11 protein-coding genes are annotated in these 14,584 nt (G+C 44.0%); 2 read left to right on the top strand and 9 right to left on the bottom strand.

Going from position 1 to position 14,584, the window contains the following annotated elements:
- Nucleotides 1-118: 118 nt before the first annotated feature.
- From ACFQ21_RS15095 to ACFQ21_RS15080, 4 genes are all read right to left on the bottom strand, one after another.
- The gene (locus tag ACFQ21_RS15095; RefSeq protein WP_377580101.1) at nt 119-382 is read right to left on the bottom strand and encodes a DUF493 family protein; all 264 of its coding nucleotides are present in this window, start codon (nt 380-382) and stop codon (nt 119-121) included.
- A 62-nt stretch (nt 383-444) separates the two neighbouring features.
- Nucleotides 445-2,556 (bottom strand): SurA N-terminal domain-containing protein, encoded by a 2,112-nt coding sequence (locus ACFQ21_RS15090; protein ID WP_377580100.1) that lies wholly within the window; start codon nt 2,554-2,556, stop codon nt 445-447.
- Nucleotides 2,557-2,746: 190 nt separating this feature from the next.
- The gene (locus ACFQ21_RS15085) at nt 2,747-2,908 is read right to left on the bottom strand and encodes a hypothetical protein (protein ID WP_377580099.1); all 162 of its coding nucleotides are present in this window, start codon (nt 2,906-2,908) and stop codon (nt 2,747-2,749) included.
- Between the two features lie 35 nt (nt 2,909-2,943).
- On the bottom strand, nt 2,944-4,101 hold the full coding sequence (locus ACFQ21_RS15080; RefSeq protein WP_377580098.1) for a formimidoylglutamase: 1,158 nt from the start codon (nt 4,099-4,101) through the stop codon (nt 2,944-2,946).
- A 267-nt stretch (nt 4,102-4,368) separates the two neighbouring features.
- Here ACFQ21_RS15080 and ACFQ21_RS15075 point away from each other — a divergent pair, with 267 nt between their 5' ends.
- Nucleotides 4,369-6,099, top strand: coding sequence for an MASE1 domain-containing protein (locus tag ACFQ21_RS15075; RefSeq protein WP_377580097.1), 1,731 nt, complete (start codon nt 4,369-4,371; stop codon nt 6,097-6,099).
- Between the two features lie 24 nt (nt 6,100-6,123).
- Here ACFQ21_RS15075 and ACFQ21_RS15070 read toward each other — a convergent pair whose 3' ends face one another.
- The 5 genes from ACFQ21_RS15070 to ACFQ21_RS15050 form a co-directional block, all read right to left on the bottom strand.
- A complete protein-coding gene (locus ACFQ21_RS15070; protein WP_377580096.1) occupies nt 6,124-7,383 on the bottom strand; it encodes a M16 family metallopeptidase in 1,260 nt (419 codons plus the stop codon).
- A gap of 6 nt (nt 7,384-7,389) precedes the next feature.
- Nucleotides 7,390-8,580, bottom strand: coding sequence for a type IX secretion system outer membrane channel protein PorV (gene porV, locus ACFQ21_RS15065; protein ID WP_377580095.1), 1,191 nt, complete (start codon nt 8,578-8,580; stop codon nt 7,390-7,392).
- 30 nt (nt 8,581-8,610) lie between these two features.
- Complete coding sequence (porU, locus tag ACFQ21_RS15060) at nt 8,611-12,000, bottom strand: type IX secretion system sortase PorU (RefSeq protein WP_377580094.1); 3,390 nt, start codon at nt 11,998-12,000, stop codon at nt 8,611-8,613.
- A 15-nt stretch (nt 12,001-12,015) separates the two neighbouring features.
- Complete coding sequence (gene pssA / locus ACFQ21_RS15055; protein ID WP_377580093.1) at nt 12,016-12,702, bottom strand: CDP-diacylglycerol--serine O-phosphatidyltransferase; 687 nt, start codon at nt 12,700-12,702, stop codon at nt 12,016-12,018.
- Between the two features lie 98 nt (nt 12,703-12,800).
- Complete coding sequence (locus tag ACFQ21_RS15050; protein WP_377580092.1) at nt 12,801-13,442, bottom strand: MBL fold metallo-hydrolase; 642 nt, start codon at nt 13,440-13,442, stop codon at nt 12,801-12,803.
- A 75-nt stretch (nt 13,443-13,517) separates the two neighbouring features.
- On the opposite strand from ACFQ21_RS15050, the gene ACFQ21_RS15045 reads away from it, so the two are divergent.
- Nucleotides 13,518-14,582: an NAD(P)/FAD-dependent oxidoreductase gene (locus ACFQ21_RS15045; RefSeq protein WP_377580091.1), complete on the top strand. Its 1,065-nt coding sequence runs from the start codon at nt 13,518-13,520 to the stop codon at nt 14,580-14,582.
- Nucleotides 14,583-14,584 lie beyond the last annotated feature (2 nt).

Raw genomic sequence — 14,584 nt, 5'->3', positions numbered from 1 at the left:
ATTCAAATCCCAGTTTACAAATTTTACCTGATTCGCTGCCGTATGATTTTTATCAACGCTGGTAAATATGACAGGAGTGGATGAAAGCCTGAGGGCTTTGGTATATAGGATGGATTCGCTAAAGCGCTACTATACCTTCTATCTTGGAGGCACGCACGTAAATTTCTATAACGGCTTCTGCGGAGGGCATCATCATCTGAATGGTGATGCTGGTATAGTTACCCTTGTTCGAAAGCTTTTCGGTAATGGTATGGTTCGGGAACAGTTGCTTGACTTCGTTTTCTTTACCGGTAGGCACAATAAATTTGAACATGTATAGCGATGGCCAAACATGATGCTGGTCGAGTTTTTCGCGGAAGTTATTGAGCCAATTCTGATCCATGCGTAAAAAGCAACGCCCTGACGTTGCGGTCAGGGCGTGGCCGTTTAAAAGTTAATTATAGCTTAGAAAAACTTGTAGCGCTTGTCTTCAATCTCTGATTTCTCTTTGATCGCTTCTGCAATGCTGAAGCTGCTTCTGTTCTGACTGTTTTGTTCAAGTTGTGTTTTGTAGTTGCTGTAGTCTGCTATAGCAGGAGCAATTGTCTTGCTCTGAAGTTCTACAATCACAACACCGTTATCACCGGCTACCGGCTTAGAGCGTTTGCCATTCTCTAATGAGAACGCTGTACCTACTGCCTGCGGATCGAAACCTACTGTTGGCAGAGAGTTGCTGCTCAGGCGAAGATCGCTGCTGGTATATACATTAGCATCACTGCCAAAACCGCTTGCTACTTCTTCGAGTGTTGTACCTTTCAAGCCGTTCAGCTTCTCGATAATGGTTCTGCTTTTTACTTCGTTACGAACAGCAGGTGTAATTTCTTCTTTCACCAGTTCAAGTGGCTTGTAACCTTTCTTTACTTCACCTGTCATGATCGCTACTACGTTTTGATCCTGAAGATCATATACCTGTGAAATTTTACCAGTAGATGCATCGCGGAATAACCACATTACAATCTGGCGGGCTTCCCCTAATGTACCGATGCGTCTGTCACCAGCGCTGATGCTCTTTGCTTCCTGCACGATAAGACCAGACTGCTGTGCTTTCGCTTCGAATTCTTTTACATCGGATATACCGGCCGCAAAAGTTTCTGCTTTGCGGAACGCTTCGTTAGTAGTAGCATCGCTTGGAACAATCTGACGTTCTACGATTGCCAGGTTATAGGCTTTGTTGGTTTTTGCATTACTAACTTCAATGATGTGGTATCCGAATTCAGTTTCAACAACATCGTTCAATACACCAGCTTTTGATGCACCGAATACGGCATCCTGGAAAGGCTTCACCATTTGTCCGCTGCTGAACCAGCCGAGGTCACCACCACGCGATGCTGTTCCGTCTGTTCCGAATTCGCGGGCCTTCGCTTCGAAAGAAGCTCCGCCTTTAATGTCTTTCAGAATGTTACGTGCTTTTTCTTTTGCTTCAGCTTTGGCTGCGTCACTGGCATCTGCCCACTTGATCAGTATATGTTTTGCACGGGCGCTATAGATCGTATCGTTAAATACTTTTGAAACTTTTACAACCTTGTATGTTTCTCCATCGAGCACCGGACCGATAACATTTCCTTCTACGAGGTCGCTTTCAGAAATGAAAGAAGGCAACGATGCAGGAGTATATTTCAGAAATGGAGTTTGTCCTTCGGTGTTGTTGCTTGCGTACACTGAATCTTCGCTTGAAGATTTAAATTCTTCAACAGCTCTTTTCAGATCATCATTCACGGCTGCAGAGTCGTCAGCAGAAGGTATAACCGGTACGCTGATATACTTGATGTCGCGTGTAGCGTCTGTCTTGAATTTTTCTTTGTTCTTGTTATAGTATGCTTCGTAGTCAGCATCGGTAATCTGCACCGAAGAATCACTAATGGCGTAGTAAGGAACGTAGAGATATTTTATTTCAGCAACATCAGTAGCTAAATGATATTCGCGTTCAGCTTCTGCTTTGGTTACGTATGCCGATTTGATAAGCAGGTTTTCATACTTGATACGCTCACGGCCCGGCTTCAGGTCGCGCTGAAATAATTCCCAGCGAATGCGTGGTTCAGAAGTTTCAGGCATTGACTGGATCTGTTTCAGGTAAGCCACAACTTTATCTGGCTCGAACTGTCCGGTCTGCTGATTGGTGAAAGCCTGGCGCACACCCTGATCAACATTTTTACCTTGCACCATATCCCACACTTCATCTTCGGTAACTTCTACACCCGCATCTTCAATTTGAGGTTGAATCGCGTGGCGGGCAATGAGAAGATCCCAGGCCTGCTGGCGGATAGAAGGCATATCACGTTCGCCAGGTTCGCGGCCAGTATTTAAAAACCAGTTCGCTTCACGTTCACGGATTACAGCCTGGTATTCATCGTAAGAAATTTCTTTACCTCCGATTTCACCGACTGAGTTCCGTCCCCAGTTCATGATGTTTGATTTACCACTGAAGATATCGCCCAGAATAAATGCAGCAATCGCAACAAATACAAAGATCACCACCCAGGTGCCCATCTTGCTGCGCAATGTTCCAATAAATGCCATAAGTAATTTTTAAAGAGCCGCAAATTTAACCCGTTCTGCGTATTAGAAAAACATCGTTCTTAAAAATCCGAAAAATCGTATGAAGCGCACTGAAAAGCAGAAATTTAAGCGACCTAAAAGCAGCTTTTTTTGGAGCCTGTGAACAATTTCTGCAAACGTTAACTGCGGGGGATTGTTGACGATAAAAAATTCAGTTCTTACCCCGTTTACGTAACGTAAAAACAAAGAAGAGCACAAGCGTTAACATCAGCGCCCAATACGCCTGGCCAAGCCCCAGCACCATGACCTGGTGTATACCAATAATGAGAAAGCCCACTGCGAGCGAGAGTATGACAATATCAAGAAGTTTCATAGGCAAATGTAGCAAAGCGCTACAGCAAAGAAATTTTAAATCAGTTTGGCAAGTGTGCTGATGTAGCGCTCCGGAACTTCACCGCGAATGGCCGCCTGGTAGTCGTTGTAACTGCATGGAACAATGCTGTTGCGTGCATAGCGTTCACGTCCGTTGGGATACGGAACCTCCATCCACCACTTCTCGCTTAATTTACTTTTGTAGAATGTTATTACTTCCGGATCTACCGGCATAGACACCGAGTACTTGAGAAAATCATTGCTTCTGAAATTCTGTTCATTCTTACGATGATAGTATCCTTCAATAAAATACCAGATCATGGTAGCAATAATGGAAGCTGTTTTCTTGTGAACATCATCCTGCTCCGGATTATACTCGTAAAATCCGAGTGAACTCAGTTTCTCATTGAGCCCTGCATACCAGCAGATTTGGCAGGCTTCCTCACCCGTTAAGCCGAAGGGTTGAGCGTTGGCGTTACCCGGAGCATCGGAAGAGCGAATAGCCGTAACATCAAACGACAACATATCTGCATTGCGGATGGTAGGTTCCATCTCCTGCATGTTGGTACGCATCTGCCCGATACGAAATGCTTCAAAGTATAATTTCTCCAGTATAGCCACCGACATCGGGTCGATGAGATAACTCTGATACGCGAGGTGCGTGTAGCTGAAAAGATAATTAGGTTCGTGCAGCAGTATGCGATGTATATGTTGGTTGCTCGGGCCTTGCTCTTTATCTTCCAGGTCGAGGAATGCATCTACGTTCAGCAGACTTACCAGTTTATCGAGCGTTTCGTAACCGCAGTACTGGCCATAGTCGAGGTCGTGAGAACCACCAATGAGGATAGGCAGTACGTTGCTTTCCAGCAGCATGCGACAAACTTCGCTGATGCGCGTATAGGTTTCTTCCAGGTCGTGCCCGGGCTTTAAGTTGCCGAGGTCTACTATACGGTAGGCTCCTGTACCACGCTTGAGTGTATATAATTTTCTGCGCACCACATCAGGTGCAGAGGCAGTGCCTTTGTTTAGCTGTGAGCCTCGCTCTTCTCCTATGCCAATAATAGCAACATGCGCACCTTTATAGTCGGGCATCTTATCGCCATATATAGATATATTTTTGAAAAAACTGGAAGCCGAAGTGATGTCAGCATACAGCGATTCACTTACCGGAGAGAAGAAGATAGTAAGATCCATAGCAGGTCTAAAAAACTTCGTGAAGATAAATATTCATTGGTTAGTGCAAAGCTTGTCAGGCGATCAATGATGCCGGCAAATAACACGGATATACACTAATGCACTGTTTGTTATACGCTTAGCCCGTGTTTGATGGCATAAATTAAGCGGATCAATATCCTTTACTGTCACTTCAACCCTTAAAAGCGTCCTTCTGTCTTTCAGAAAGGTGTTTCCTTCTGCATGAATTGCTTGAAATAGATTTTTACGGTATATATTTGTTTGACTGTGAGAGAATTAATGCCTACCCTTAAACTCCCGCTTAAATACAGCCTGGATTTAAAAATCATAGGTGTCGCGATACTATATTATCTCTTTGCCCGCCTCGGATATTTTCTTGCTTTCGAAAACATGTCTGCTTTGCCGGCATGGCCTCCGTCAGGAATTGCCTTTGCTTTGGTGATACTCATGGGCAGATCGGTCTGGCCCGGCATAACGATTGGTGCTCTTATTGCCAACATCATGGCGTACTGGAATAATCCTGGACTGGGACCTCAGACTATTATTACTGTAAGCAGTGCGATTGCTATTGGTAATACAATTGAAGCGGTGGCAGGCAATTATATGGTTAAACTCTGGATAAAAGATTCCTACCCGTTCAGGCATGCACGAAATACGTTTCGCTTTTTGTTTGTCGCACTTATTATGTGTCTGGCGGGGGCGAGCATTGGTGCAGGCAGCCTATATTTTAATAATGTTATAGCGTCCGATAGTATTACGCGCATACTGTTTTCATGGTGGGTGGGGAACGTAGTAGGTATATTACTCTTTACACCTTTTATTCTTTCCGTAGCACGCAAGATTAAAGTAACGTTGTCGCCAGCGCGGGTTATTGAAGTTGGTATTTACTTTCTGGGTATTGTTGCTATATACCTGTTGCTGCAGGTAGACTATCTTACTATCACCATGCAGCGGGCGCTGCCTTTATTAGCGCTTCCGTTTTTATTATGGCTTGCGTTTCGGTTTGAGTTAATTGTGGCGATAGCCGGTGTACTCATTGTGTCGCTCATCTCGATATACTTTACGGTACACGGTATCGGTCCTTTTATACTTAGCGGTACCGATAACTCGATGCTGTTGCTGCAGATCTTTATAGGGGTTATCAGTATATCTACTATTATTCTTTCGGCAACGGTAAAAGAACGTCTGGATGCACAGCACCAGTTGCAGGAGTTTAATGAGAACCTGGAGCAAATGGTGCAGGAACGTACAAAGGCATTGAACGATGAAATTGGAACGCGCAAGGTTGCTGAAGAAAAATTACAACGCACCAACCACGAGCTGAGTAAACGCAATACCGAGCTGGACAATTTTGTATATAGTGTTTCGCATGATCTGCGTGCTCCTATAGCTTCGGTATTGGGACTAATCAATCTCGCACGCATTGATAAAGATGTAGCGATGAAAGATATGTATCTCGACATGATCAACAAGAGCGCCCTGCAGCAGGATCATTTCATTAAGGAGATACTCGATCAGTCGCGCAACTCGCGCCTTGAAGTGAAACGCGAGCCTATACAATTCGAGCCGCTTATTGAAGAGACGTTCAACCAGTTGAAGTTTGCTACGAGCACCGGTAAATCGGTGGAGCGTGTTGTCAACATTCAGCAGGATGCCCCGTTCTTCTGCGATCGCTGGAGACTGAAAGTTATTCTGAATAATATAATTTCAAATGCCATTCGCTATCGGAACGGAAGAGACCCGGTTATAAAAGTACAGGTAACAATCAATCAGAATCTGGCTAAACTGGCTATTGAAGACAATGGTAAAGGAATCGAGAAAGAACATTTACCCAACATCTATAAAATGTTTTACCGCGCTACCGATGATGGTGCCGGCTCGGGTTTAGGACTATATATTGTAAAGGAAGCTGTTGATAAATTGAACGGGAACATCAACATCGAATCAGAAGTAGGCCGAGGCACCACCGTTCAATTGGAAATACCGGAGATAATCTGATCCTGATACAGAAGCGGCTATATATTAGCCCACAGCCACTTCAATAAACGAATCTTCTGCGAAGTATTTGGCTGCGATGCCGATCAGTTCTTCACCTTGTATACCGTCAATGGTGTTGATCAGTTTCTGGTAGTAATCCTGCGACAGGTTAAACAGGAATATATTTTTGATCTTGTCAGCGTGTGCAAAAGGAGTAGTGATTTCAGCCTGCAGACTCCCGATAAAATGATTGCGGGCTATTTCCAGCTCTTCGGCATCAATCAGTTCTGTGCGCAGGCGTTTCAGTTCTTTACGAATCTCCTCAAAGGTAAGATCAAGGTTTTCGTTGTTTACATCCGCTCCTATAACAGTATAGTTGTCGTGCTGCAGGGTATGCAGGGATGCATATATACCATACGATAATCCTTTGTCTTCACGAATGTTCTTCATCAGGCGCGAGCCGAAGTATCCGCCCAGTATATGACTGAGAAATAATACGGATGCATAGTCGGCATGCGAACGTGCTATAGCCTTGCGGCCCATGCGAATGGAAGACTGTACACTTCCTTTCTTGCTGATGCGCTCGTGTAATGTATTAATGGTATCAGTCGATATCTGTTTTTCAGATACAACCCGATGAGGAAGCGCGCTGAATGCTTCAATTATATTTTGCTTGCCGGCATCATCCACTTTGCCTGAAACAATCAACGTAAAATCTTTTCCGAGCGAAGTATAGTGTTCCTTGAGTTGCTCTGTTGTTAACGCAGTAACATCTTCAGCTTCGAGTTCTTTCCCATACGGATGATTCTCGCCAAACAGTTTCTTGCGGAAAAGTTTGGATGCCTGAAAGCTCGTTTTCTCGTTATTAACTTTCAGGTTCTGAAGGTATATATTTCTGGACTGCGTTAATTCTTTTTCAGGGAACACAGAATCTTCCAGCAGTTCGCGAACCAGCGCCAGTGTTGGTCGTAAATTTTTAGTCAGGGTATAGAGTGCGATAGATACTATATCCAGCCCCGGACTGATTTCAAAATGCGCACCATACTGATCGAAGATCTGTGCAATTTCAAAACTGCTTTTCCGGGAAGTTCCTTTTGACAGAAGCTGTGAAGAAAAATGAGATGCGCCCCACACGCTCTCGAACCAGCGCCCGGCCTTCAGTATAATTTCAACACGAATAACCGATTGGGTACCGCCAGAAACAAAAAAAACTTTCGCGCCATTTGGCAACGTAAGTTCTTCTGGTCTGATCAATTCAAAATCAGTACTCCTGGTGAAGGAGGGAGCTATGCTGCGATCTATCATGCGCGATTAGTCAGTAACGGATTCAGATTTCTCCGTTTGTGTCTCGCTGATGTTCAGCAACAGTGTAAAACGGATTGTTTCTGCCAGCGGATGTTCGCGTTTATTGGTAGGTACCAGGTATGCTACATCAAAACCGAAACGGTCTTTACGGAAGCCTAACCCGATCGTCATATACTTACGATTTCCTTTTGTCTTCGCTTCGTTGAAATAACCGAGGCGTGCAGCAAACAGATCGTTATACCAGTATTCAACACCTACTGATGTCATAATCTCTTTGATCTCTTCGCTGAATCCATCCGGTGCATCCGAGAATGATCCGAATATACCGCTCAGCAGCGATTTATCTTTATCATCTTTTCCGGCAATAATGTTCCCGTCCTGGTCGCGTACAGGCGGGGTGGGTACCAGTAATTTATTGAAGTCTACCGTGAACGTAATTTTGTTATACGGATCGAGTTCAGTTGTATAGGCTGTACCCAGGCGAAGGTTGGTTGGTATAAAATCCTTGTTCTCGCTGTCGGTATAGGTAATTTTTGCACCGATGTTTGATATAGCAGCACCAATAGAGAGTGTAGAGTTTTTAGCGCCCTGAATTGGTTTGGTATAGTATAACCCTAAATCTACAGCAACACTGTTTGCCGGTTTCGCGTCAATCTGCGTGAAGGCACCGGTAAGGTTAGAGTGTATATAGCGGAGGGAACCACCGATACTGAAGTTCTCGGTAAGCATGCGCGAATAGGTAACATCAATCGCGAATTCGCGTGGGTTGAATTCACCGATAATATCGCCCTGACCAGGACCAGTATTGAAGGTGATATCACCCAAATCAAAATACTTAATGGATGCAGCGATAGCCTGTTCGCGGTTGATTTTATAGTAGCCGGAAAAATATCCAACCCACATATCGTTTACAATCTTGCCGAGCCACGGGGTATAGGAAAGTGTTCCACCGTATTTTTTATCAATGAAGGCCAGCTTCCCTGCGTTCCAATAGGCAGAGTTTGCATCAGGTGAGGTAGCTACACCGGCATCACCAAGAGCCGCATGACGTGCATCAGGGGATATAGCAAGAAAAGGAACGGCCGTAGTAATGGCGTTGTCCTGTCCTATAAGTTCATCCGGATTAGTTACCTGAGCAAATCCAAACTGACATGAAAAGGCCACAAGTACAATGGCAGGTGTTACTCTGAAATTCATTAATGTATTTTTCAAGCGCTGTAAAGATAATTAATTAACAACAATAAGCTTTGTAAGCCGTTCATTTTTGGAGTTGTTGGTTAAGGAACGAACCGCCACGCGTGCTAAGTATAAACCGGGCACAAGTTTTTTGCGGAGGTCTTCATTCCCTTCCATTTTCGCCAATTCCACAAGATATGCACTTTCTTCTATAGTGTATGAATAGGTTGCTAATAACTGTCCGGTTAAAGTATAAACTGCCAGTTCTGCTTCCAGATCATCGCCTGCGCGGTTATGGGTAAAATATAGCGTGGTTTCGGTTTGGAACGGATTCGGGTAGTTCGCAAACTTTTCAATGACAAGGTTTTCACCATCGGTTACGGTAAAATCAATACGGGCCTCTGCCGGATTGTTATAGGTGTCCCATACTTTCAACGTAATAGTATGTTTACCGGCAGCCAGGTTACGAAGAGGAAAGTTTAACCATCCTTTCGTAAAATCATTTTCGTCTGCTATATAATAATCACTTACTACATATACTTCATCGTCATCCAGTATAGCAACCATCGTGCTGCCAATGCCATATTCCGAAACATTTATACCACTGGCATCCTGTAATCTTGCCAACAGTGTTGCATCCGGACTAACTATACCGCCATTCATAAACGTTGTATCATTCATGTAAAGCGCTATAGCAGGTGCGGTGTTATCGGTTGCCGGATTTTTTTCGCTTCCGCCAACTTTAAAGTCAGATGTAGCCCCGGCTGCATCCTGCGTTTTTGCAGAGTCTGCTGCATATAAACTTAATTTGCCGGAAGCAATCTCGTACGCCATATTCTTGGTAACGATAAACTGAAATTCGAACTCACCATTCTTTATCGATGCCTTTCCTCTGTATAAAATGTTGTGCCACTCGTTGTAGCGGAAGGCCGGATTGTTTTTACCGATCGTTACAAATTCAGTCTGCTTATCAAACAACGTTGCTTCCAGTGTACCCTGAAAATCCTCTACACGACTTCCATTTTCATGGATGACCTCGCCTTTGATAATCGCAGCAGATAATGCTTTTAAAGTATCAGAACCGGAAGCTGTTTTTATATCGGTAACCCGCACTGAAAGTGAAGGTATAGCAAGGGTAAGTGATGGATCGCCCAGCAATGAAAAGTTACGATTGCCAACACCGCTGATGCTGTTGTTTTTTGTTCTGCGAAAAATTTCTCCGATCGGCAGATACTGTCCGGATTCTTTTTCAAGCAGTGCTTCGTAAAATGCTTTGTTCAATTCAAAATTGGTGAATGAATATACCGGACGCGCAGTTGTTACCAGACCTATAGCGCCTCCGTTAGCATGCAATACACTAAGTTCTGCACTGGATATTTGCGCAGGATCATCCTGCCGGCCAAACTCACACGTAGCTGTTACCAGGAATGGGTAACGCGTATTCTCCAATTCATCAATGTTAAAGTTGGTAAATACCTGCTCATCGGCCCAGACACGTTCATTACCATGACCGGTATAATTAATGATCAAAGCTCCGCGATCGAAATTGTCAATGATGTCGTTCGTTGCTTCCGGTATAGATTCCCCATTAGGTTTTACCGTTTTTGTATAGGTTCCCAGGAAGAATTTCTTTGTATTCAATCCTGCTGTTGCAGCTTCAAGCGAATTAGCCAGTGTGTTGGCTTGCGATTGGTGTGCCGTAGTATAAGAATCGGAGTTGCTGCCGTCATCAGCAACAAACACAATGTTCTTTCTCCACGAGCCATACGATTTCTTATTGGTGTCGTAATCAATGATCTTATTGATAACGTCTTTGGCTTCATCTATAGTTTTCACAGGTAAACGCCCAACACCAATTTCGAGTGTGTGACTTTCCGGAATTATACCTTCGCCCCAATTGCCATCGGCATTCTCCAGAAATCCGAAGTAATCATCAGACGAGTATGTCTCAAGCGGTGTAAGCGAATTACGCGACTCGTATGTAGCTACATAGTTTGTGTTGCTGGTAACACGATCTTTATAGTCATACGATGCTTTACCAACCAACAGCAATGCTTTTAATGCTGACGGATTTTTAGTGTAAAGATGCCTTGCGAAATCACGTATAGCAGATACATCCTGCCGGCCGGATGAAAACTCATTGTAGACCTCATCAGTAGTTACAACTGCAGTTGTCCAGCCGCTATGTCCCTCGCGATGGGCCGCAAGTCTCATAACTTCGTCTTTAAAAGAAGGATGTGTTACAATAACCAGGTTGGGTGTTGATATACCATGAAGATTCTGGTTTGATAGGCTGCCTACTAATTGTGGAGCCGGTATATCATTGTTGAAAACGATAAATTCCTTTAACGATTCCGTAGCAATTGAAAACGAAGCCTGTGATGATTGAAGAGTATATTGTTGTATTGCAGGAGTATACGGATCAGTAACATTCCAGATGGTAACGTTGCTGGCATCTGCTATGGAAAATGTAGAGGTGGCGTTGTTTAAGCTGGCGCGCGAACGAAATATAGTCTGACTGCCATAAAGGGCAAGCTTACGTTCTACATTCAATAAGAAGAAATCCAGATAGCCCGTGCCGCTTCCGCTTTTGGTATAGGTATATTTTATTTCCTGGCTGGAGGTTGATGATGCACTCACCGTGGAGGAATTAATAGAGATAGTATCGCGGTTGTGAATACCTTTTATGCCGTATTGTGAATCGGAAATGGTGCCAATGCTTTGCTGAAGGATCGGTGTATTATTCCAGGTCATCTGGAACGATGAGCTTTTAGTGGATTGTCCCATAACATCCGATACTACTTTGATTGATGAGTTGTCAACAATACCGGCTATGGCAGCGGTATAACTTTGCTGATCAAGTGTTAATCGTTCAAACCATTCTCTGCCTGATTCGAGTTCGTTGTAACTGTCAAGCTCGTGATAAAAATAATCATCGAAAGTTTGTATCGTGGGGAAGCTGCCGGCTGCCGATGCTGTTGACGCTACTCGTTTACCGTTTTCATTACCAACGGTAACAAAGTAAAAATTTTTGGTGCTGTATAAATTGCTTTCGTATCGAAATACACTTCGCTGCACATCGTATTGCACCAGGTCGGGTCCTTCGGCATACCAGAGTATATAGTCTCCGGAGTTAAATATACCGTCCTCTTCTCCGTAAACATAGATGGCATTCTCTGTAAGATCAGTCGGGCGCCATGCTGCATTGGCTTGCGGAAGCATACCGCCTTCATTGCCGAATATCTTTATTTTGCGCGGGTCGATAGAGCCGGCATCGAAACCCATTTTCTTAAAATCGTTGTATGAAATTCTGTATACACCATTTTTTTCGACCGCTACTTTATACCACTTCCCGCTGCTCAACACAGACGACTGTCCTTTTGCTTTTATACTAAAAACAAAAAGAAGCAGGGCATACAGGATGGTAGTACAAAGTCTCAAAGCGTTGAAAAAAAGTTATACCGAATTCTTTTTTGAAAAGGCTTTGACCCCTAACGAAAGTCCGATGTATAAAAGTATAATAAAGGGTATTGCTGTTACCTTAAATAAAGCCAATAATAATACGGCCAGCAGAAGGAAGGTAAACCTGGTCTTGTTATCAGCCCAGGTAAAATTTTTGAATTTCAGCGCGAAGATCTCGATACGTGAAACCAGCAGCAGCGAAAACACCAACGTAATGGCTACCAGCAGCCAGTCTTGGTAAAGCCACGCACCCATAGCAGGCGGCAACAGCGGCAGTGAAGTGATGAAAAGTGTGTTGGCAGGAGTGTTCAATCCTTTAAATGAATCGGTCTGTGTCTCATCAATGTTGAAGATCGCTAAACGCAGTGCTGAAAACGCAGCGATGGTAAAACCGATATAGGGAAGCGCTTCACTCGTGCTATGTTCACCAATCAGTTTGTACATAACCAATGCAGGCAGCACACCAAAGCTTACGACATCGGCAAGTGAATCAAGTTCTTTACCGATAGGCGAACTTACCTTGAGCAGGCGTGCTACAAAGCCATCGAAGTAATCAAACAATCCTGCTGCCCATACAAAGTATGCTGCGGGTACTCCGCGGTTTTCCAGTAAGAACACAATGCCTAGACATCCGCAGATAAGGTTGCAACATGTAAGAAAGTTGGGAAGATGACGGATCATAAATTCAAATCACAGTTTCAAAATATAAATAGCCTGTGCAGGCAAATCAAATGTAGCGATTTTGTTATTGGGGAATTGTTATGAAATGCTTTACCCTGTTACAATGCGCAAAAGGGATTGGTTTTCTTTTCATACCCGATAGTGGTTTCGGGTCCGTGTCCCGGATATACCGTTACATCATCCGGAAGGGTAAATAACTTTTGATGAATGCTATCGATCAGCGTATCATAATTACCACCGGGTAAATCGGTGCGACCAATGCTGTTGTAAAAAAGTACATCACCGCCAATCAGTGTTTTGGATGCGGCATGATAAAACGCGATGTGCCCGGGAGCGTGGCCGGGTACAAACAAAACATCGAGGGATTGATTTCCGAAGGTTACAGCCTCGCCTTCCTTCAGGTATATATCTGGCTCTGCCTCCTGGTATTGAAAGAACCCATAATGCGGAGCGTATACTTTCACTGCCTTCAAGGTTGCTGCATCCTGCTCGTGAATGTAGAGCTTTGTTTTGTACGTTTCTTTTACAAACGCATTGCCCAGTACGTGATCAACATGACCATGTGTATTGAGGAGCTTCACTACCTTGAGTTGATTAGTTTCTATAAAATCGGCCAGGTCATACTGCTCTTCCCGCTCGTAACATCCGGGATCGATGATTACACATTCCTTTGTCTCATCGAACAACACGTACGTATTTTCCTGCAAAGGATTAAAAACAAAACTCTGTAGCTGAAGCATGCGCCAAAAATAGTCGGGAAAATTTCAGTAGGCCAATTATTTTATTTTCATTTTTACCCCTTAGTAAATATTTACGTGCGCATAGTCGATTACATCATCGTTGGTCAAGGGCTGGCAGGTTCTGCAGTAGCCATTCAGTTACTTACACGCGGAAAAAAAATAGTGGTGATTGATGAATCGGAGAATAACAGTTCATCGCGGGTAGCGGCCGGGTTGTTCAATCCGGTTACTGGCAAAAAAATGGTAAAGACATGGATGGCCGATACGGTATTCCCATACCTGCACAATTTTTATACAAACGCTGAGAAAATTACGGGAGAAAAATTTTTCTTCCCGATGCCGTTGTACCGTCCGTTCGTATCGGTCGAGGAACAGAACGAGTGGATGGGACGAAGCGCAGATCCGTTGTTTGCGCCCTATATCGAAAAGATTTTTTCATCACCTGCATTCGCGCAGGTAAAAGATTCCTTCGGAGGATTATTGCTCCGGCAATGCGGCTACCTCAACACAACCCGGTATGTTGATGCGGTGCGGCAATGGATTCTGAAAGAAGCAACGTTATTAACCGAGCCGCTGCGCGATGAAGAACTCATCGTAAAAGATGATCGTGTGATTTACCGCGACATCGAAGCTTCAAAAATTATTTTTTGCAACGGAACAAGAATTAACGCCTGGTTTAACTGGCTACCGATACGACCGCTAAAAGGAGAAACAATTCTGGTGAGAACAGCCTTCGAAGAAAATATTATAGTGAATCGTGGCGTTTACATCGTTCCGGGTTTGCAACGCGGAGAGTGGCGTATAGGCGCTACGTATAATTTTCAGGACAAAGCTCCGGGCATTACACCCGAAGCACGAACTGAGCTCGAAGAAAAATTGAACGAACTTATGAATATTCAATACCAGTGTATCAGTCAGGAGTGGGGCTTTCGCCCGACAACGCCCGATCGAAGGCCGTTGTTGGGAAGTCATCCCGAGCATCCGGCTGTAATAATTTTTAATGGCTTCGGCACAAAAGGAGTAAGCCTGACACCGTATTTTTCGGATGTTTTAATCCGCTGGATGGAAAATGACACCCCCTTAAACAAACTGGTGGATATTGAACGTTATAAATCAGTATATTGGACTTCTCCTAAATAACT

The organism is Ohtaekwangia kribbensis (genome assembly GCF_042676245.1).
Lineage (GTDB): Bacteria > Bacteroidota > Bacteroidia > Cytophagales > Cyclobacteriaceae > Ohtaekwangia > Ohtaekwangia kribbensis.
This window is presented reverse-complemented; position numbering and strand designations above follow the sequence as displayed.

Bases quoted from the DNA above. Each gene is read 5' to 3' on its own strand.
- ACFQ21_RS15070 (WP_377580096.1), bottom strand. From the start codon at position 7,383: ATGATAGATCGCAGCATAGCTCCCTCCTTCACCAGGAGTACTGATTTT.
- ACFQ21_RS15080 (WP_377580098.1), bottom strand. From the start codon at position 4,101: ATGGATCTTACTATCTTCTTCTCTCCGGTAAGTGAATCGCTGTATGCT.
- ACFQ21_RS15050 (WP_377580092.1), bottom strand. From the start codon at position 13,442: ATGCTTCAGCTACAGAGTTTTGTTTTTAATCCTTTGCAGGAAAATACG.
- ACFQ21_RS15095 (WP_377580101.1), bottom strand. From the start codon at position 382: ATGGATCAGAATTGGCTCAATAACTTCCGCGAAAAACTCGACCAGCAT.
- pssA (WP_377580093.1), bottom strand. From the start codon at position 12,702: ATGATCCGTCATCTTCCCAACTTTCTTACATGTTGCAACCTTATCTGC.
- porV (WP_377580095.1), bottom strand. From the start codon at position 8,580: ATGAATTTCAGAGTAACACCTGCCATTGTACTTGTGGCCTTTTCATGT.
- ACFQ21_RS15090 (WP_377580100.1), bottom strand. From the start codon at position 2,556: ATGGCATTTATTGGAACATTGCGCAGCAAGATGGGCACCTGGGTGGTG.
- ACFQ21_RS15085 (WP_377580099.1), bottom strand. From the start codon at position 2,908: ATGAAACTTCTTGATATTGTCATACTCTCGCTCGCAGTGGGCTTTCTC.